Below are 19,079 nucleotides of genomic sequence, written 5' to 3'. Positions count from 1 at the left end.
GTTCTTAGAGCACATTGATCAACGCAGCGTCATGAAAGATTGTTCCTTCGCGCCGGACGGGGTCCGGTGCGGTTCAGCCGAACGTCTGCGGGGCTGAATCTTCGGGGGCATAAGAGGGACATGGTCTCGAGGCCGAAAAGGTCTTCGGAACAGAGTCGTTCACCCCTTTTCGGGTCCGAAATCTTGGAGGTCTCAATGAAGCTCGTGAAGAGCCTTCTGCTGGGTTCGGCCGCTGGCCTGACCGTCGTCGCGGGGGCGCAGGCTGCCGATCTGCCGGTCAAGAAGGCGGCGCCTGTTGAGTACGTTCGTGTCTGCTCGGCCTACGGGGCCGGCTTCTTCTTCATTCCCGGTACCGACACCTGCCTGCGCGTCTCCGGCCGCGCCCGCTTCGAGGCCGGCTACACCCAGAACTTCACCCGCTCCGGTTCGGCCGGCGACCTGTCGGGCTATCGCGGCCTCGGCCGCCTCAACCTCGACGCCCGCACGCAGACCGCCTACGGCACTCTCCGCGCCTTCGTGCGCTTCGAGCTCGCCTCCCGCACCGGCGCCTACCTGACCTCGGGCACGCAGAACCGCGCCGGCAACTCCTTCCCGGCGCTCGGCGTCGACACGTTCGGCCGCGCCCAGCAATACGTGAACGTCGACAAGGCCTTCATCCAGTTCGCCGGCCTCACCGCCGGTCGCGCGGCCTCGTTCTACGACTTCTACGCCCACGACTTCGAGATCATCGGCACCTCGCTGGGCTCGGACGTCTCCTCCACCAACCTGCTCGCCTACACCGCCACCTTCGGCCAGGGCTTCTCGGCGACGCTGTCGATGGAAGACCCGATCTTCCGCAAGGTGCCGATCTTCGGCACGGGCACCATCCTGGGGAACGGCCAGTACCAGGTCTTCACCGCCGGAGCCGGCAACTTCACCCCGGTCCTCGCCTTCAACGCGGCGGGCGTCCCGGTCGGCGTCGCCAACTACGACGTGGTCCAGCGCTCGCGCATGCCCGACTTCGTCGGCGCGCTGCGCTACGACGCCGCCTGGGGCTCGGCCCAGCTCTCCGCCGCCGTGCACGAGCTGACCGTCGGCAACGCCAGCACCGTCACCCCCTTCAACGGCTTCCCGGCGATCGCCACCGGCGCGGCTTCGGCGGCGCGGGTGAACAACGCGTATGGCTGGGCCGTGCAGGCCGGCATCAAGGCCAACCTGCCCTTCATCGCCGCCGGCGATGCGCTCTACCTCCAGGGCTCGTACGGCGAAGGTGCCAACTCCTATACCGGCATCAACTCGTATAACGGCGGCTGGACCTCGAACGGCAACATCGCCGCCGGTGCCTTCAACCAGTGGTATTCGGACGCGATCGTCGACCCGGTCAACGGCAAGATGAGCCTCGCCCGCAGCTGGACCGTCGTCGCGTCGTACCTGCATTACTGGACGCCGGAATGGCGCTCGGCCTTCATCGGCAGCTACGGCGAGATCTATCACGGGACGGCCGCCCGCAATAATCTCGCCCTGATCAGCAACCTCGCCAGCACCGGCGTGCAGCCCCTCGGCAACCCGTTCCTGGCCCAGTCCGCGTTCAACGCGGTGCTGCGCGACTCCAACCAGATCGTCGCCGGCGCGAGCCTGATCTGGTCGCCGGTGAAGGATCTCGATATCGGCGTCGAAGGTCTGTACACCCGCCAGGCCATCAACAGCGGTCGCGTGATCGACCCCAACAAGACCGCGGGTGCGCCGAACGGCGTGAACGCCGCCGGCTTGCCGACCTTGAACGGCGCGGTCCTGCCGACCACCAACGCCATCGACGGTTTCAACGTCCGCATGCGCGTGCAGCGCGACTTCTAAGCTCTTCGAAGTTTGGGAATGGGGGCCCCGGCGAAAGCCGGGGCTCTTTTTTGCTGTGTCAGCTATGGGGCAAGAAAAAAGGCGCACTCGAAGAGTGCGCCTCAAAGGTGCCCTGGGTCTCGAAACTCAGGATATGCATTACGTAACAGCATAATCAGGTTGAGACAACTGCTGTCGGCACATCGAGAACAAAAATTGCGATCAACGATGTGGTCGCGACAAGAACTAACAACGCGTGTGTGCGATGCTCGACATTCGCGCGCAACACGCACGACCCTGGCGTCCGGGCAGAGCGTGGCTTCGTCCGCAGGCCGGCGGCGTCAGGCCCGCTGCTCCTTCAGCCGGCGCACGCACTTGCTGTAATATTGCGGCCAGCGCGGTCCCTGGGCGGCCTTCTCGGGCGGGCCGAGGGCGCGCCACTCGGCGCCGCATTTGCGCTGGCGCTCGCGGGCGGCGAGGCTCCGGACGCTGGGCTCCCGGCGGGGCGCGAGTTCGGGCTTCGTGCCGGCCTGGCCGAGGGCGGAGATGGGCGTGGCAACCAGCAGGGCTGCCAGGACGGCGCGGGGGAGCGGGAACGGCATGGGGGCAGGCTCGCGGGGCGGACGGCGCCGAGAGGGTGGCGCGGGCGAGACACTGCCACAACCTGACGCAAGGGCAAGAGGCGCCGCGCCTCCCGTGTCCGGCCGAGAACACCGCCGCAGGAGCGGTGCAGGAGCGGTGATTGAGACAACCTTCACCCTGTACAGGGCGGGCCGGCCTCTGTTTACCTCACCGGGTAGCCCGATGCGCGACGGACGCGCCTGACGTCCCCGCAATGCGAGAAGGACCGCCCGCATGTCGGCCGTGACGCAGCCGCCGATCGACCTCTACTACTGGACGACGCCGAACGGCTGGAAGGCCTCGATCATGCTCGAGGAATGCGGCCTGCCTTACCGGATGATCCCGATCAACATCGGCAAGGGGGCCCAGACCGCCCCCGATTTCCTGGCCGTGGCGCCGCACGGCAAGATCCCGGTCATCGTCGATCCGGACGGGCCGGGGGGGCAGCCGATCACGGTGTTCGAATCGAACGCGATCCTGCAGTACCTCGCCCGCAAGACCGGCCTGTTCTACCCCTCCGACGAGCGCGCCCGCATCGCGGTCGACATCTGGCTCTTCTGGCAGGCGGCGAATTTCGGCCCGACCCTCGGCCAGACCCACCACTTCCGGATTTACGCCTCGGACAAGATCCCGTACGCGATCGAGCGCTTCACCGCCGCGACGACCCGGCTCTACGCCACCCTCGACGCGCAGCTCGGCCGTCACCCCCACGTCGCCGGCGACGATTACACCATCGCCGACATCGCGATCCTGCCCTGGGCCAAGCTCTGGGAGCGCCAGGGCCAGGACATCGCGGCGCTGCCCCACGTCGCCGCCTGGATCGACCGGATGAAGGCCCGCCCGGGGGTCCAGCGCGGCTTCCAGCTGAAGCCGGCCCCGGAGGAGCCGCCGGGCCCGGCCTCGCGGGCCTGATGCCGGCGCCTCAGTTCGCCGCCGGCTTGGCCGGAGCGGGCTTCTTCGCGGCCGGCTGCGCCGCCTGAGCGAACTCGTCCGGGGCCTTGGTCCAGGTCTGCGAGCCGCACAGCACCTTCAGCATGCAGCCCGAGATCGCCAGCTCGCTCGCGCTCTCGCGGGAGATCGAGACGTCGTAGACCTTGCCTTCCTCGGCGTTGTAGATCTGGCCCTTGAAGGCCCCGTCCTCGGGCTTCAGGCCCTCCATCAGCGGGAGGCCGATCACCGGACGGCTGCGCTTCTTCGGATCGGGATTCTTGATGTCGGTGCGCGGCTGGCCCTGGTCGTTGAGGGGCGTCTTCAGCCACACCACCGTGCCGCAGGCCTGGGTGCCGCCCGGGCCGCATTTCTCGATCCTGATCTTGGCCCGGCCGTCCTCGGTGAGCCAGGTCCCGGTCGGGTCCTTGGCGGAGGCCGCCATCGCGGTACCGGCGGAGAGGAGGGAGACCGCGAGGGCCGGGATCAGGATCGAACGCATGCAGGACACTCCTGGCTGTCCGCGGGGCTCAGCGCTCGAAGGCGTGGAGCGGCGGTGCTGGCGAGGGACGCCGCTCCTTCGCGCGGGGCGGCGTGGCTGAAAGGTCACGTTGACGCGCAAAGAGCCTGGTCTTTGGGGCGATTTTTCGGCCGTGTTGCGGCAGGGTCGCAGCGGACGTCCCTTTGGTCCGCGCCGGGCGCCCTGCCTTCCTGGCTTGAGGGCCGGTCGGCCCGCCGCTATAAGCCCGGCGCCGGGCGTCCGCATGGCCCCGGCGGGCGGGCGCTCGCGCCCGGCATCTTCCGGACCCGAGGTCCGGCCGGGCCTTCGGTCCGATCCCGCGCGGCATCCCGCCGCCCACGCCACCGCTTTTCTCCTGACGGACGTCCCATGGCCACCGAGCGCACCTTCTCCATCCTGAAGCCCGACGCCACCGCCCGGAACCTCACCGGCGCGGTCAACGCCGTGATCGAGGAGGCGGGCCTGCGCATCGTCGCCCAGCGCCGCATCCGCATGTCGGACGCCCAGGCCAAGAAGTTCTACGAGATCCACGCCGAGCGCCCGTTCTACGGCGAGCTCGTCGCCTTCATGACCTCGGGCCCGGTCGTGGTCCAGGTGCTCGAGGGCGAGAACGCCGTCGCCAAGTACCGCGAGGTGATGGGCGCCACCAACCCGGCCCAGGCCGCCGAGGGCACCATCCGCCAGAAGTTCGCGAAGTCCGTCGGCGAGAACACCGTCCACGGCTCCGACAGCCTCGAGAACGCGGCGATCGAGATCAAGCAGTTCTTCGACGACAAGGACATCGTCGGCTGACGGTTTCCCGTTCGGGAAATCGCCGATAGGTTGCGAGCCCTCGCCGCACGCGGCGAGGGCTTTCGTGTTCGAGGGAGAGCGCACGGTGACGGCCCAGCCACGGATCGAGCGGACCACCTCCACCTGCCCGCACGACTGCCCGTCGGTCTGCGCCCTCGAGGTCGAGGTGATCGACGGGGCGACGATCGGCCGGGTGCGCGGCAACCCGCGCCACAGCTACACGGCGGGAATCGTCTGCGCCAAGGTCGCCCGCTACGCCGAGCGGATCCACCATCCCGACCGGCTGACGAGGCCCCTGATCCGCACCGGCCCGAAGGGCTCGGGGGATTTCGCGCCGATCGGCTGGGACGAGGCGCTCGACCGCGTCGCCGACGCCTTCAAAGCGGCGGAGGCCGCGCACGGGCCGGAGGCGGTCTGGCCCTACTACTATGCCGGCACGATGGGGCTGGTGATGCGCGACGGCATCAACCGCCTGCGCCACGCCAAGGGCTATTCCGGCCAGTTCTCGACCATCTGCACCACGCTCGCCTGGTCGGGCTACATCGCCGGTACCGGGCGCCTCGGCGGGGTCGACCCGCGCGAGATCGCCGAGAGCGACTGCGTGGTGATCTGGGGCACCAACCCGGTGCACACGCAAGTCAACCTGATGACCCACGTCCAGGCCGCCCGCAAGAATCGCGGCGCCAAGGTCGTGGTCGTCGACATCTACGACAACCCGACGATGAAGCAGGCGGATCTCGCCCTGCTGCTGCGACCGGGCACGGACGGGGCGCTCGCCTGCGCGGTGATGCACGTGCTGTTCCGGGACGGCCTCGCCGATCGCGACTACATGGCCCGCTACACCGACTGCCCGGAGGAGCTGGAGGCCCATCTCCAGAGCCGCGATCCCGAATGGGCCGCGGCGATCACCGGCCTCTCGGTCGCCGAGATCGAGCGCTTCGCTCATCTCGTGGGCAAGACGAAGAACACGTTCTTCCGCCTCGGCTACGGCTTCGCCCGCAGCCGCAACGGCGCCGCCAACATGCACGCGGCGCTCTGCATCCCGGCGGTCACCGGCGCCTGGCAGCATCGCGGCGGCGGGGCGTTCCACTCGAACAGCGGCGTCTTCGGCCTCAACAAGCGCCTGATCGAGGGGCTCGACGCGGTCCGCCCCGGCACCCGCCAGCTCGACCAGTCGCAGATCGGCCGGGTGCTCACCGGCGACCCGGAGGCCCTGCGCCACGGCCCGCCGGTGACCGCGATGCTGATCCAGAACACCAACCCGGTCTCGGTCGCCCCCGAGCAGGAGCTGGTGAAGCGGGGATTTTCCCGCGACGACCTGTTCGTCTGCGTGCACGAGCAGTTCATGACCGAGACGGCCCGCATGGCCGACCTCGTCCTGCCCGCCACGATGTTCCTGGAGCACGACGACCTCTATACCGGCGGCGGCCAGCAGCACATCCAGCTCGGCTTGAAGCGCATCGAGCCGCCCGCCCTCTGCCGCTCGAACCACGAGGTGATCGTGGCGCTCGCCCAGCGCCTCGGCGCCGAGCATCCGGGTTTCGCCATGAGCCCGCGCGACCTGATCGACGCTACGCTCAAGGCCTCGCGCCGCGGCAGCCTGGCGGAGATGGAGGAGGACGGCTTCCTCGACGCGCAGCCGCCCTTCGCGCGCGCCCACTTCCTCGACGGCTTCGCCCATCCCGACCGCCGCTTCCGCTTCAAGCCGGACTGGGCGACGGTGCCGGTGGCGCAGGACGGCCCGCGCGGGCCGGCGATGCCGCCGCTCCCCGACCACTGGGAGGCGCCGCTGATGAACGCGACGCCGGACCATCCCTTCCGTCTCGCCACCAGCCCGGCGCGCAACTTCCTCAATTCGACCTTCACCGAGACCCCGACCTCGCTCGCCCGGGAGCGCCACCCGACGGTGATGATCCACCCGGAGGATGCCGGTCCGCTCGGGATCGGGGAGGGGGCCTGGGTGCGCCTGTCGAACGAGCGCGGCGCCGTCACCCTGCGGGCGACCCTGTTCGCGGGCCTGCGCCGCGGCGTGCTGATCGCCGAGTCGATCTGGCCGAACGACGCCTATCCGGACGGGCGCGGCATCAACACGCTGACCGGCGCCGATGCGCCGGCTCCCTTCGGGGGTGCTGCCTTCCACGACAACCACGTCGCCATCGCGGCGCTGCCGCAATAGCGCGCCAAGGGTTTTAATCACCCGGTGTGGCTCGTCCGCCCTTGTGCGGGCGGGAAGTTTCGGCGTCCAACGGTCACGCTTTCAGGCAAGCAGCCCAACGGATTCCACCTCCCATGCGTCTCCGCACCTTCCTCGCCGCCGGCTTCCTCGCGCTCGGCGCCACCGCGGCGCTCGCCGGCGCGTCCTCGTCGCAGCTCGAGGCCTACCAGCCCGATCCGGCCCTGCGCACCGCGCCGAAGTCGGACCTCGAGGCCCGGGTGCGGCGCGCCTGCACCGTCGTCCAGGCCCGGCTGCAGAACACCGCCGAGACCAGCCTCGAGCGCCCCTGCGGCTGCTACGCCAAGGCCACCCTGCGGGCGCTCGACGCCTCCGAGATCGAGGCCTATCGCGCCACCGGCTACTTCAACGATTCGGCCCGCGCCAAGGCGCTCGGCGCCATCGACAGCTGCAAGCTGCAGCGCCCGGTCTGAGAGGCGGGGTCGCGACCCCGACACTCCTGAACTCACCCATCCTCCCACCCTCGACCTCAGGATGAGATCGAGGGTGGGAGCGCGCTAAGCTCGTCCATCGCTCGGACGTCGCACGTCCTTAAAGCCGCGCCCGGGCACTCCTGGGCGTCGACAGCAGCAGGTGCGTCTCCGAGGTGGTCACGCCCGGGACGAGGCGCACCCGCCGCAGCAGGTCGTCCAGCTCCGGCAGGCTGCCGGCGGACACTTCCACGACGATGTCCCAGGTGCCGACCGTCGTGTGGACCGAGGTGATCTCGGCAAACCCCTTCAGCGCGTCGATGACGTCGCCGGCCTTGCGCCCCTCGACCGCGATCAGGGTGATCGCCCGCACGGCGGCGGGCAGGGCGTCGGCCCGCAGCACCACCGTGTAGCCGATGATCTCGCCGCCGCGCTCGAGGCGGTCGAGCCGCGCCCGCACGGTGGCGCGCGACACCTTCAGGATCGCGGCGAGGTCCGAGACCGGGCGCCGGCAATCGTGCCGCAAGAGGGTGATGAGGGCTTGGTCGAGGTCGTCCATGCCGACACACTGGTCGATTCCGCTTGCCGAAGTGAGCATTCGGCGTTGAAAATCGCGCAGCTTAGCCTGTTCAAAGTGCCGCAGGCGCCCGCTACGGTCTGGTGATCCAGACGGGAGCGGGCGACGTGGCGCGAAGCGAAGCGAGAGGGTGCGTCCTTATCGGGGCGCCGGTGCAATCGGGCACCGGCCGGCTCGGCTGCGACATGGGGCCGAGCGCCTACCGGGCGGCGGGCCTGAGCGAGTCGCTGCGCGACCTCGGCCTCACGGTCGCGGATGCCGGCAACGTCGCGCCAGCTCCCTTCTCCTCGCCGCCGCATCCGAACCGGGCGATCCGCAACCTCGCCGAGACGGCGGGCTGGACCCTGGCGCTCACGGACGCCGCCTTCCGGCACAGCGAGGCGGCGCTGCCGATCTTCCTCGGCGGCGACCACAGCCTCTCGGCAGGCACGGTGGCGGGCATGGCGCGGAGGGCGGAACGAGAGGGGCGGCCGCTCTTCCTGCTCTGGCTCGATGCGCATGCCGACCTCCACACCCTCGATTCGACGACGAGCGGCAACCTGCACGGCGTGCCGCTCGCCTACCTCACCGGGCGGCCGGGCTTTTCCGGCTACTTTCCGCCGCTCGAAGCGGCGCTCGATCCGGCCCGGATCTGCATGTTCGGGCTGCGCAGCGTCGACCCGGCGGAGCGCGAGGCGCTCGGGCGGGGCGTGCGGGTGCACGACATGCGCGACATCGACGAGAACGGCGTCGTCGCGCCGCTGCGGGGCTTCCTGCGCGAGGTCGCGGCGGCGGACGGCCTGCTCCATGTCAGCCTCGACGTCGACTTCCTCGATCCCGGCATCGCGCCCGGCGTCGGCACCACGGTGCCGGGCGGGGCCACCTTCCGGGAGGCCCACCTGATCATGGAACTGCTGCACGATTCCGGGCTGGTGCGCAGCCTCGACCTCGTCGAGCTCAACCCCTTCCTGGACGAGCGCGGCCGCACCGCCCTCCTGATGGCCGACCTCGCCGCCAGCCTGCTCGGCCGCCGCATCCTCGACAAGCCGACCCGGAGCTACTGATGCCGGCCCTCAACGTCGTCCCCTTCGTCAGCGTCGACAACATGATGCGTCTCGTCCACGCGGTCGGGATCGAGGCGATGCTGACCCGCCTCGCCGACGCCATCGCGGGGGACTTTTCGCGGTGGGACGCCTTCCACAAGACGCCCCGCATCGCCGCCCATAGCCCGGACGGCGTCATCGAGCTGATGCCGACGAGCGACGGCCACACCTACGGCTTCAAGTACGTCAACGGCCACCCGAAGAACGCCAGCGGCGGGCGCCAGACGGTCACCGCCTTCGGGGTGCTGGCCGATGTCGGCAACGGGTATCCGGTGCTCATCACCGAGATGACCCTGCTCACGGCCCTGCGCACCGCCGCCACCTCGGCGCTCGCCGCGAAGGCTCTCGCCCGTCCGGGCTCGCGCACCATGGCGCTCATCGGCAACGGGGCGCAGGCCGAGTTCCAGGCGCTCGCCTTCCGGGCGCTCCTCGGCGTCGACCGCTTGCGCCTCCACGACATCGACCCGGCGGCGACGAGGAAGTGCCTGCGCAACCTCGCCGGCCTCGGCTTCGACCTGACGGCCTGCGCCAGCGCCGAGGAGGCGGTGCGGGGCGCCGACATCGTCACCACGGTGACGGCGGACAAGCGCAACGCCGTCATCCTCGGCGACAACCTGGTCGGGGAGGGGGTGCACATCAACGCCGTCGGCGGCGACTGCCCGGGCAAGACCGAGCTGGCGCCCGGCGTGCTCCACCGCGCCTCGATCTTCGTCGAGTACGAGCCGCAGACCCGCATCGAGGGCGAGATCCAGCAGCTCGCTCCGGATCACCCGGTGTCCGAGCTGTGGCGCGTCCTCTCCGGTCTCGCGCCCGGGCGCACCGACGCGCGCCAGGTCACGGTGTTCGACTCGGTCGGCTTCGCGATCGAGGACTTTTCCGCCCTGCGCACCGTGCGCGATCTGCTGGCCGCCTGGCCGTACTACGAGGATCTCGACCTCCTCGCCGATCCGGACGACCCGCGCGACCTGTTCGGCATGCTGCTGCGCGCCGCGCCGCCGCGCCTGGTCGCATGAGCGCCGGGGCGGGGTCGCTCGCCGTTCCCGCCCGCACCGCTGGCCAGGGGACGGCCGCCGGGTCTCGGGCCGAGCCTCAGGCGAAGAGCGGGATGGCGGCGTCGCCGAGCGGCGAAGCGGCCCCGATCGCCGGGCGGTAGCGTCGCGTCCCGCCATCCGACGGCCGGCCGCGGCGGCGGACCACCTCGCGCTCGAAGGCGATGAAGGCCTGCGGGGTGCCGTCGCGGCCCAGGATCGGCCGCACGTCGATCTCGCACAGGTACTCCTCCCCGCCCTTGCGGTAGTTCCGCAGGCAGCCGAGGAAGCGGCCTTCCGTCCGCAGCAGGCGCGGCAGGTGCCGCGTCGCCTCCCGGCTGGTGCCGGGGCCCTGCAGCAGGCGCGGCGAGGCGCCCACGACCTCCTCGGCCGCGTAGCCGCTCATGCGCGCGAAGGCGGGGTTGGCGTAGAGCACCGTCGGTCCCGGCCGCGCCAGGTCGACATCGGTCAGGACCACCGCCAGGTCCAGGGAATCGGCGAACAGCCGCACCAGGTCGGCGAGTTCCATGGCATGATTTCTCCCACAAACACGCCCCGTGCTCATAAATCAGGATCTGTTAACGATCTCTCTCCCGCGAATGACGGGTTCGGCCCGCGGCGGCAGGGAATAAATTCAGGCATTCGCAAGGGTCGAAGCCCGATTCCGGCGCATGAGCCGATCCGGCGGCGGCGACCGCACGCCGCGCCGGGACAGAGCCGGGACGCGAGGCCGCCGGCATGACGGCGATCGCCCAGGCCGTGATGCGAGAGGCGGCTGCCCGCGATCCGGTCTCGAGGTGCGAGTCCGAAGCGCCTGCGCGCCCCCGGGTGGCGCGCCCTCACGCCTCGCGGATGCCGGGCTTCGCCCCCGGCTCGAAGGTGAAGGCGACGCCGGCCTTCTCCAGGCTGCGGCGCACGGCCAGGATCGTGTCGGGACGCGGTCTGACCGAGGTGGACTCGTCCTCCAGGCGGTTGAGGGTCGAGACCGACACGTTGGCCAGCTTGGCCAGCTCGTCCTTCGACAGGCCGGTCATGCCGCGCGCTGCACGGATCTGCGCCGGTGTCAGAAGCTCCGTGCCGTCTGCCGTCCGGGTGGTGGCCGGATCGGGGTTGGCCGGCCTCGCCGCCGCGGCCTGGCCTGCGGGTCCGGGCCCCGCGGCATCGGGCGCCGACGGGGACAGGCCGTACCGGCTCCGGCCCGGCACGCTGAGGCAGACGCCCACCCATTCCCGCACGGAGCCGTCCTTGTTGAGCACCGGCGCGCCGCGGGAATTGTACCAGCGGTAGATGCCGTCCGCGCACAGGATGCGGTAATCCGTGTTGTAGGCCGAGGCGTGCTCGATCGCCGTCATCCAGGCGGCATGGGTGCGGGGACGGTCGTCCGGGTGGACGGCATTCATCCAGCCCAGCCCCTGAATCTGCGTGAAGCTCTGCCCGGTCAGCGCCATCCATTGCGCCATCTCGGTGGGCTCGCCGTTGGCCTGGGTTCCCCAGAAGATGGCGCCGGTCGCGGTGATCAGCGCGTTGAGCCGGTCGTGCCGCTGCAGCAGCGCATTCATCGCGTCGTGCCGCTCCGTCACGTCGAACACCACGCCCATGCCCTGGCTCGGGAGCCCGTCGGGGCCGAGGATCACCTCGGCGTGGTGCAGAAGCCAGCGCTGGGTCCGGTCCGGCCGGATGATGCGGAACTCGCGGCTGATCGGCTGCCCGGAGCGCAGCACCGCGATCTGGTCGCCATGCGCGGCCCGGTCCTCGGGATGGATCATGTCGAGGCCGAAGCCGAAGGTGATCCCGGAGGCCGGGTCGAGCCCCAGGATGCGGTAGAGGCCAAGCGAGGCGTCCATGTGCTCCGAGCGCAGGTCCGCCGACCAGAAGCCGACCTTGCCGGTATCCTCGATCAGCTTGAGGAAGTGGCGCGAGGAGAACGCGCGCGGGACCGCGCCCGCCTCCGCCGGCGCCTGAGGACGCATCAGTGCACGTGTCGGCATACCGTTTCCCTCTCTCAGGCGGTATCGCATCGGAATGCGAGGATATATGCCATGCGGGTTATGCCAAAAGTGTAAAACAACCCTCCGCATGTCATGCTGCATCGGCGTCTCGCGCCGGCGGCGCGGCCGGAGAGGCCGCGCCCGGGCACGATGACCCGGGCAGGGACTTCCGGCCAGGCGGCCGGCGCGAGGTTCCCGTCGCGGCTGGCCGGGGCGAGGCACCGTCGCCGGGGCAGAATGGCAGAAAAGCTGCCAGGCGCGAAGGCGACGCGGGCCCGGGTGCCGGAATGACAGGAAAGCCGATGCGGAAAAAGCCGGCATACACCGGTGTTTCACCGTTCGGGTTCAGGTCTTGGCAGCACGCGGCCCATACCCTAGCGGAAAGTGAGGCGACAGACCTCCTTTGAGACTGGGAACGTCAAATGTTGCTCAATACCGAACTCAAGGCCAAGTTGAACGCGATCGATGCCTCGCAGGCATTGATTGAGTTCGATCTCGACGGCAACGTCGTGACGGCCAACGCCAACTTCCTGGCCGTGATGGGCTACCGCCTCGAGGAGATCCGCGGGCGCCATCACTCCCTGTTCGTCGACCCCGCCGAGCGCGAAGGCGAGGCCTACCGGCTGTTCTGGGCGGCCTTGCGCCGCGGCGAGTTCCAGCAGGCCGAGTACCGGCGCATCGCCAAGGGCGGCCGGGAGGTCTGGCTCCAGGCGAGCTACAACCCGCTGCTCGGGCGCAACGGCAGGCCCTACGGCGTCTTCAAGTGCGCCTCGGACGTCACCGCCCAGAAGCTGCGCAATGCCGATTTCGAAGGCAAGCTGAGGGCCCTCGACCGCTCGCAGGGCATCATCGAGTTCGACCTCGACGGCACGATCGTGACCGCGAACGCGAACTTCCTGGCCGTGGTGGGCTACGACCTCGACGAGGTGCGGGGACAGCACCATGCGATGTTCGTGGACCCCGCCGAGCGCGGCACCCCGGCCTACCGGGCGTTCTGGGAGGCGCTCGGGCGCGGCGAGTTCCAGCAGGCCGAGTACAGGCGCGTCGGCAAGGGCGGGCGGGTCGTCTGGATCCAGGCGACCTACAACCCGGTGCAGGACGCCTCCGGCCGGATCGCGAAGGTCGTCAAGGTCGCCACCGACATCACCGCCGCCGTGGAGGAGCGGCTTCGGCGGACGGAGCTGCACCGCGGCATCGACCGCGACCTCGACGGCATCGCCGCGTCGATCACGCAGGCGTCCCGGCAGGCGGTCGGCGCCGCGAGCGCCGCCGAGCAGGCCTCCGGCAACACCCAGAGCGTGGCGGCCGGCGCCGAGGAACTCGCCGCCTCGGTCGGGGAGATCGGCCGGCAGGTGAGCCGCGCGCTGCAGGTCACCGGGCGCGCGGTCGCCGAGGCGAACACCACCTCGGCCGTGGTGGCCGGGCTCGCCTCGGCGGCGCAGCGCATCGGTCAGGTCGTCGAGATGATCGACAGGATCGCCAGCCAGACGAACCTGCTGGCGCTCAACGCCACCATCGAGGCGGCTCGCGCCGGCCAGGCCGGAAGGGGCTTCGCGGTGGTCGCGGCCGAGGTGAAGACCCTCGCGGCCCAGACCGCCAAGGCGACCGAGAGCATCGGTGCCCAGATCGGCGAGACGCAGGCCGCCGCGAACCGGGCCGCCGCCGCGATCTCCGGCATCGGCGAGACGATCGGGCAGGTCAACGAGATCTCCTCGGCCATCTCGACCGCCGTCGAGCAGCAGACCGCCGTCGCCCAGGAGATCTCGGGCAGCATGCAGGCGATGACGCAGGCCGTCACCGAGATCAGCCGGAGCGTCGGCCTGATCGCCGCCTCGACCCAGGAGGTCGATGCCTCGACCCGCCTGGTCCGGGACGCCTCCCGCAGCATGGCGGCCTGACGACCGCCGGTTGGGGTCCAGCGGTCCGCCAGGCGCGTCGGACGGACTGGGTGTCAGCTCTTGACCGCGCCGGCCGTGAGCCCCCCGACCATGTAGCGCTTGAACACGTAATAGACCGCCGCGGGCGGCAGGGCGTAGATCAGCCCCGTCGTCATCAGCAATTCCCACGGCGAGTCGTCGGCGGCCAGGAAGCTGCCGAGCGCCACCGGCAGGGTCACGTCGGTGTCGCGGGACAGGAGAAGGAACGCGAACAGGTACTCGTTCCAGGCGAGCAGCAGCGCGTAGACGCCGATCGCGACGAGCGAGGGCACCATCAGCGGCAGGTAGACGAAGCGGAAGAGCTGCGGCGGCGAGGCGCCGTCCATGATCGCCGCCTCGTCGAGCTCCACCGGCAGCTTGTCGGAGGCCTGCTTCAGGACCCAGATCGCGTAGGGGCTGGCGATCGTCACCATCGCCAGGATCAGCGCCCATTTGGTGTTGAGGAGCCCGTAGGACCCCATCGTCTTGTACATCGGCACCGCCAGGAACGCCGCCGGGATGAAGTAGGTGAACAGCGCCATGTTCATCACGGTCCGGCCGCCCTTCACCTTGAGGCGGCTGATCGCGAAGGCCGCCGAGGTCGCGACGACGAGCGTCAGCACGCCGGTCGCGAAGGCGATCAGCGCCGAGTTCCAGAACTGCTGCCAGAAGTGGGACAGGAAGTAGTGCTTCTCCCCGAACACGATCTTGAAGTTCTGGAGGGTCGGGTGCGCCGGAAACAGCGCGCCCGACATCGCGTCCTGCTTCGGCGAGATCGCGAACAGGACGAGGTGGTAGATCGGGATCAGGGTCCAGAGCAGGACCGGGATGCCGATGAGGAGGAGCTTGGCTTCCGTCCCGGCCGCCTTCAGCCAGTTGGTCCGGGCGGCGGAGCGCTCTTCCGCCGAGGGCGTCGCAGGAAGCACCGAACGGGCGGTGGTCGTGCTCATTTCGAGAGCCTCTTCATCAGCACGTAGACGAGGGGCAGCACGAAGGGCATCGCGCAGACGACCGCCGCCATCGAGTGGTCGACCTGGTCGAGCCGCAGATACCGGATGCCGAGCGTCGCCAGCACGTGGGTCAGGTCGGCGGGACCGCCGCCGGTGAGCAGGTAGACCGAGTTGAAGTCGCCCAGCGTCCAGATCATCGAGAGGATCGTGCAGGTCACGTAGAGCGTCCGCATCGACGGCCAGGTGACGTGCAGGAACTTCTGCCACCTCGTCGCGCCGTCGACCGAGGCCGCCTCGTAGAGGTCGGCCGAGATCGCGAGCCGCCCGGCGAGCAGGATCAGCGTCCAGAACGGCAGCGACTTCCAGATATGGACCGCGATGGCGAGGGACAGCGCGAGGGTGGGATCGTTGAGCCAGTTCGGCCCGTCCTCGGCGGTGAACCGGAAGATGAGCTGGTTCACCACGCCCCATTCGGGGTTCAGCATGAACCGGACCGACAGGATCGTCGGGATCGACGGCACCGCCCAGGGCAGGATGAACAGCACCGACAGCCAGCGGATCCAGCGCCGCTCGTTGGTGAAGAAGCCCGACAGGAGGAGCGCGATCGCCATCTTGATGTTGATGCCGACGATCAGGAAGATCAGCGTGTTGACGACCGCACGGGCGAAGATCGGGTCGGCGGCGAGGTGGGCGTAGCTCGCCGGGCTGCGGGCGAGCCAGAGCCCGTAGCCGATCGGGTAGATGACGAAGAACAGGAACACGAGCAGGTAGGGCGCGATCAGGATGAGCCCCCAGGCCTGCCATGAGCTGAGGCGGAAGGGCTGCGCCGCGGCGGCCGGCGCGGCCTCAGCGACCGTTGCGGACATGATCGGTCTCCCTGGTGACGCCTGGATGAGAGGGACTCGAAAACCGAGAGCGGGCCCCGATCACGTGGTGATCGGACCCCGCTCCGGTTGAAATGGATCGAGGCACTGCGCCTCTCCTCTTGTTCCGCGGGTCGGCCCAGAGACGATCGTCGTATCGATCAAGCGGATCCCCTCTCCCGTATCGGAGAGGGGAGACACGCGCCTTGTCTTTCCCTGGGCAGTCCTGCGCGTTCCTCAGCTTTCCACGGCCGGTTACGGCGCGGCGATCTGCTTGATGCGGGCGAGCATCTCGTCGGCGGCCTTCTCGACCGGGACCTTCTCGCTCACGACCCGGTTCATCGCCTTGGCGAACACGTTCTCGTTGTTGACCAGCGTGAACTTGTAGTTCTTCACGTAGTCGAACGACTCGGTGCCGGACTTGAACTGGTTGTAGACGGCCTTGCGGTGCTTGTCGGCCTGCCAGAACGGGCTCTCGATCGAGTCCTTGGTGACCGGGAACCAGCGGCCGATCGCGCCCTCGACGTAGGGACGGAGGTTGTCCTCCTCCATGATGAACTTCACGAACTCCTTGGCGGCCGCCTTGTTCTTGGCGCCGGAGAACACGACGCCGTGCTTGACGTCGGCGCGGTAGGTCATCGGCTTGCCGTCCGGCCGGCTCGGGAACGGCGCGGTGACGATCGACTCCTCGTAGGCCTTCTTCGAGGCCTCGCGCTGCTCCGGGGTGTTGTTCGGGTTGACGCTGTCCTCGTACCACTTCGCCGCGATCGAGATGGTGAAGTTGTGCGTCATCACCGTGGTGCGGTTGTGGAAGGCGACGTTGTTGTCGGGATCCTTCCAGGTCGTGGCCGAGGGCGGAACGCAGCCTTTGACGTAGGGATCGGTATAGTCCTTGAGCGCCTTGACCAGGCCCTCGCGGGTCTTCGGGTCGTCGACGGTCAGCTTGCCGTCGTTGTCGACGAGTCTGGCGTCGTAGGCGTCCATGAAGGCGTAGAAGGACTGGAAGCTGTCGGTCGATTCGACCCCCATCGGCGCGCCGATCCCGTAGGTGCGGCTGCCGGACGCCTTGCGGTAGGCCGGCTGGACCTTGTCGCACCAGAACGCCCAGTAGTCGGACCACTTCGCCGGGATGTCGGCCTGCTTGAAGCCGGCCTTGTCGAGCATGTCGCCCCAGATCTCGGTGTGGAGCGTCTGGCGCTTCAGCGGGAAGCCGTAATAGGCCTTCTTGCCGGTCTGGCCGTTCATGAGCAGCACGTGCTCGACCGTCTGCGGCGCGAAGCGCGGCATCATCGGCTGCAGGATGTCGCTGAGGTCCTCGAGCTTGCCCTCGAAGGCCCACTTGCCGGCCGCCTGGTTGTTGTAGGTGTCGGAATAGCCGACATCGGGCGGCGAGCCGGAATCGAGCGCCGCGACCGTCTTCGGGATCATGTCCTGGATCGCGTATTGCGACAGCTCGACCTTGATCCCGGTCTTCTGCTCGAACTTCTTGATCGTCGCCCAGAGCGACTCGTCCTCGGACCGATAGAAGCCCTTGCTGAACCAGACGGTGAGCGTCTTGTCCTGCGCGACGGCCGGCATCCCGGCCAGCACCCACGCGCCCAGCGACAACGCTCCCGCGACGACTCGCCTCATCGGTGTTCTCCTCCCATCCGCCTCGTTGGTCGGGCGGCTCGCTCACTGGTATTTCAGCACGGGACGCCGCCCGAAGCAATCGGCGAAAGCCGGTCTCGCCGGCGCCGGACCGTCGGCGACCGTAAATTTTGCCGAGTAACCGGGCCGCTCGCGCGCCGGCGCGGCGGCACGACGAAAGTATTACGCTCCCGCATTGTCGAGATTGTCCCCGGGAACCGTCACCTTGGGTTGATCGTCCGGTGCCGGACGCATCGGCAGCCCGGCATCTCTTGCGCGCGGCATCTCTTGCGCCCGTCGCCTCCCGGCGCGCCTGCGTCGCGCCGGCGGCGTGGCCGACGGAGAGGGGAGGCGGCCGGCTGCGATGCGGGCGACCCATCCCGCCCGTCAAGACGATGCGCGAGCAAGACGAAGCGGCTCGGTCTGCTACAGCGTCGATTGCGCATGACTGTGACGTGCAGCAGAGATTTTCCTCGTAAACATCCTGCCTGTCTTGGGCATTGCTCCGCGATCAGGTCTTGACGTTCTGGATGACTGACATTAGGGGACACCGACAATAAAAAGCTGAACTGCGGAGCGCGGCCGACGCGCCGCACGACATCGGGAGGAATGCCATGCCACGGATCGCGTCGCTGGAGGCCGGCTACTACCGCGTGCCGCTGGAGGTCACCCTCAGCGACAGCATGCACGGCGACATGCCGGCCTTCGAGCTCAACACGGTCCGGTTGCGCGACGCGGACGGCGCCGAGGGCGTCGGCTACACCTATACCTGCGGCCGCAACGGCGCGGCCGTCGACGCGATCCTGCGGCGCGACATCCCCGAGCAGATCGTCGGGCAGGACGGCGACCTCGTCGAGCACGTCTGGCAGCGGCTGTGGTGGGGCCAGCATTACGGCGGCCGTGGCGGCCCTACGGTCCTGGCCCAGTCGGCCGTGGACATGGCGCTGTGGGACCTGAAGGCCCGGCGCCTGGGCCAGCCGCTCTGGACGCTTCTCGGCGGCCACGATCCCCGCGTGCCCTGCTATGCCGGCGGCATCGACCTCGCCCTGCCGCTCGACCAGCTGCTCCGGCAGACCGACGACAATCTCGGAAAGGGGTTTCGCGCCATCAAGATGAAGGTGGGCCGCGCGCGGCTCTCCGAGGACGTCGCGCGCGTCAAGGCGATGCGGGAGCATCTCGGCGAGGGTTTTCCGCTGATGGTGGACGCCAACATGCGCTGGAGCGCCGACGAGGCGATCCGCGCCGCGCGTGCATTCCAGCCCTTCGCGCCGCTGTGGCTGGAGGAGCCCGTCATCCCGGACGACGTCGCCGGCCAGGCCCGCGTCGTGCGCGAGGGCGGCCTGCCGATCGCCGCCGGCGAGAACCTGCGCTCCCTGTGGGACTTCAAGCAGCTGATCGCGGCGGGCGGCGTCACCTTTCCGGAGCCGGACGTGACGAATTGCGGCGGCGTGACCCCCTTCATGAAGATCGCGCACCTCGCCGAGGCCTTCAACCTGCCGGTCACGTCGCACGGCGCGCACGACGTCACGGTGCACCTGCTCGCGGCGGCGCCGAACCGCTCCTACCTGGAGGCGCACGGCTTCGGCCTCGACCGCTACATCGCCGAACCGCTCGTGATCGAGGAGGGCTTCGCGGTCGCGCCGGCCCGGCCCGGCCACGGCATCACCTTCGACTGGAAGGGCCTCGCCGCGATCCGCGCCTGAAGCGCCCCTTCCCCGTGCACGGCGCCGG

Annotated in this window: 17 protein-coding genes; 9 read left to right on the top strand and 8 right to left on the bottom strand. The window is 69.4% G+C overall.

Annotation, left to right across the window (positions count from 1 at the left end):
• The first annotated feature begins 195 nt into the window (after positions 1 to 195).
• Positions 196 to 1,833 carry a porin gene (locus EU555_RS07755; protein WP_135414100.1) on the top strand — a complete coding sequence of 546 codons (1,638 nt, stop codon included), beginning with the start codon at positions 196 to 198 and terminating at the stop codon, positions 1,831 to 1,833.
• Positions 1,834 to 2,153: 320 nt separating this feature from the next.
• On the opposite strand, the gene EU555_RS07750 is transcribed toward EU555_RS07755, so the two are convergent.
• Entirely contained in the window at positions 2,154 to 2,414 is a 261-nt protein-coding gene (locus EU555_RS07750) for a hypothetical protein (RefSeq protein ID WP_135414099.1), read from the bottom strand.
• 253 nt (positions 2,415 to 2,667) lie between these two features.
• On the opposite strand from EU555_RS07750, the gene EU555_RS07745 reads away from it, so the two are divergent.
• The gene (locus tag EU555_RS07745) at positions 2,668 to 3,345 is read left to right on the top strand and encodes a glutathione S-transferase family protein (protein WP_135414098.1); all 678 of its coding nucleotides are present in this window, start codon (positions 2,668 to 2,670) and stop codon (positions 3,343 to 3,345) included.
• A gap of 10 nt (positions 3,346 to 3,355) precedes the next feature.
• On the opposite strand, the gene EU555_RS07740 is transcribed toward EU555_RS07745, so the two are convergent.
• Positions 3,356 to 3,862 carry a DUF2147 domain-containing protein gene (locus tag EU555_RS07740; protein ID WP_135414097.1) on the bottom strand — a complete coding sequence of 169 codons (507 nt, stop codon included), beginning with the start codon at positions 3,860 to 3,862 and terminating at the stop codon, positions 3,356 to 3,358.
• A 387-nt stretch (positions 3,863 to 4,249) separates the two neighbouring features.
• Here EU555_RS07740 and ndk point away from each other — a divergent pair, with 387 nt between their 5' ends.
• From ndk to EU555_RS07725, 3 genes are all read left to right on the top strand, one after another.
• Positions 4,250 to 4,672, top strand: a complete 423-nt coding sequence (gene ndk / locus EU555_RS07735) for a nucleoside-diphosphate kinase (protein WP_135414096.1) — start codon at positions 4,250 to 4,252, stop codon at positions 4,670 to 4,672.
• Between the two features lie 85 nt (positions 4,673 to 4,757).
• Entirely contained in the window at positions 4,758 to 6,848 is a 2,091-nt protein-coding gene (locus tag EU555_RS07730; protein ID WP_135414095.1) for a molybdopterin-containing oxidoreductase family protein, read from the top strand.
• Positions 6,849 to 6,961: 113 nt separating this feature from the next.
• On the top strand, positions 6,962 to 7,318 hold the full coding sequence (locus EU555_RS07725; protein WP_135414094.1) for a hypothetical protein: 357 nt from the start codon (positions 6,962 to 6,964) through the stop codon (positions 7,316 to 7,318).
• Between the two features lie 118 nt (positions 7,319 to 7,436).
• On the opposite strand, the gene EU555_RS07720 is transcribed toward EU555_RS07725, so the two are convergent.
• Positions 7,437 to 7,874 carry an Lrp/AsnC family transcriptional regulator gene (locus EU555_RS07720; protein WP_135414093.1) on the bottom strand — a complete coding sequence of 146 codons (438 nt, stop codon included), beginning with the start codon at positions 7,872 to 7,874 and terminating at the stop codon, positions 7,437 to 7,439.
• A 125-nt stretch (positions 7,875 to 7,999) separates the two neighbouring features.
• Between EU555_RS07720 and rocF the strand changes: the two genes are divergently transcribed.
• Positions 8,000 to 8,935, top strand: a complete 936-nt coding sequence (rocF, locus tag EU555_RS07715; RefSeq protein ID WP_135414092.1) for an arginase — start codon at positions 8,000 to 8,002, stop codon at positions 8,933 to 8,935.
• A complete protein-coding gene (locus tag EU555_RS07710; protein WP_135414091.1) occupies positions 8,935 to 9,987 on the top strand; it encodes an ornithine cyclodeaminase in 1,053 nt (350 codons plus the stop codon). Before rocF ends, EU555_RS07710 begins: the two co-directional genes overlap by 1 nt.
• 76 nt (positions 9,988 to 10,063) lie before the next feature.
• On the opposite strand, the gene EU555_RS07705 is transcribed toward EU555_RS07710, so the two are convergent.
• Both EU555_RS07705 and EU555_RS07700 read right to left on the bottom strand, forming a co-directional pair.
• On the bottom strand, positions 10,064 to 10,531 hold the full coding sequence (locus EU555_RS07705; RefSeq protein WP_135414090.1) for a PAS domain-containing protein: 468 nt from the start codon (positions 10,529 to 10,531) through the stop codon (positions 10,064 to 10,066).
• A 310-nt stretch (positions 10,532 to 10,841) separates the two neighbouring features.
• Positions 10,842 to 11,990, bottom strand: a complete 1,149-nt coding sequence (locus EU555_RS07700; protein ID WP_245524188.1) for a PAS domain-containing protein — start codon at positions 11,988 to 11,990, stop codon at positions 10,842 to 10,844.
• 422 nt (positions 11,991 to 12,412) lie between these two features.
• Here EU555_RS07700 and EU555_RS07695 point away from each other — a divergent pair, with 422 nt between their 5' ends.
• Positions 12,413 to 13,888 (top strand): methyl-accepting chemotaxis protein, encoded by a 1,476-nt coding sequence (locus EU555_RS07695; protein WP_135414089.1) that lies wholly within the window; start codon positions 12,413 to 12,415, stop codon positions 13,886 to 13,888.
• Between the two features lie 53 nt (positions 13,889 to 13,941).
• On the opposite strand, the gene EU555_RS07690 is transcribed toward EU555_RS07695, so the two are convergent.
• The 3 genes from EU555_RS07690 to EU555_RS07680 form a co-directional block, all read right to left on the bottom strand.
• A complete protein-coding gene (locus EU555_RS07690; protein WP_245524187.1) occupies positions 13,942 to 14,856 on the bottom strand; it encodes a carbohydrate ABC transporter permease in 915 nt (304 codons plus the stop codon).
• Positions 14,853 to 15,722 (bottom strand): carbohydrate ABC transporter permease, encoded by an 870-nt coding sequence (locus tag EU555_RS07685; RefSeq protein ID WP_135414088.1) that lies wholly within the window; start codon positions 15,720 to 15,722, stop codon positions 14,853 to 14,855. The genes EU555_RS07690 and EU555_RS07685 overlap by 4 nt, the downstream gene beginning before the upstream one ends.
• 252 nt (positions 15,723 to 15,974) lie before the next feature.
• Entirely contained in the window at positions 15,975 to 17,351 is a 1,377-nt protein-coding gene (locus EU555_RS07680) for an ABC transporter substrate-binding protein (RefSeq protein WP_135414087.1), read from the bottom strand.
• Positions 17,352 to 17,962: 611 nt separating this feature from the next.
• Here EU555_RS07680 and EU555_RS07675 point away from each other — a divergent pair.
• Positions 17,963 to 19,051, top strand: coding sequence for a mandelate racemase/muconate lactonizing enzyme family protein (locus tag EU555_RS07675; RefSeq protein WP_135414086.1), 1,089 nt, complete (start codon positions 17,963 to 17,965; stop codon positions 19,049 to 19,051).
• The last annotated feature ends 28 nt before the right edge of the window (positions 19,052 to 19,079 follow it).

Source organism: Methylobacterium nonmethylotrophicum (assembly GCF_004745635.1).
Classification (GTDB): Bacteria; Pseudomonadota; Alphaproteobacteria; order Rhizobiales; family Beijerinckiaceae; genus Methylobacterium; species Methylobacterium nonmethylotrophicum.
Note: the sequence above shows the minus strand (reverse complement) of the source record. Positions and strands in the feature narration are given on the sequence as shown.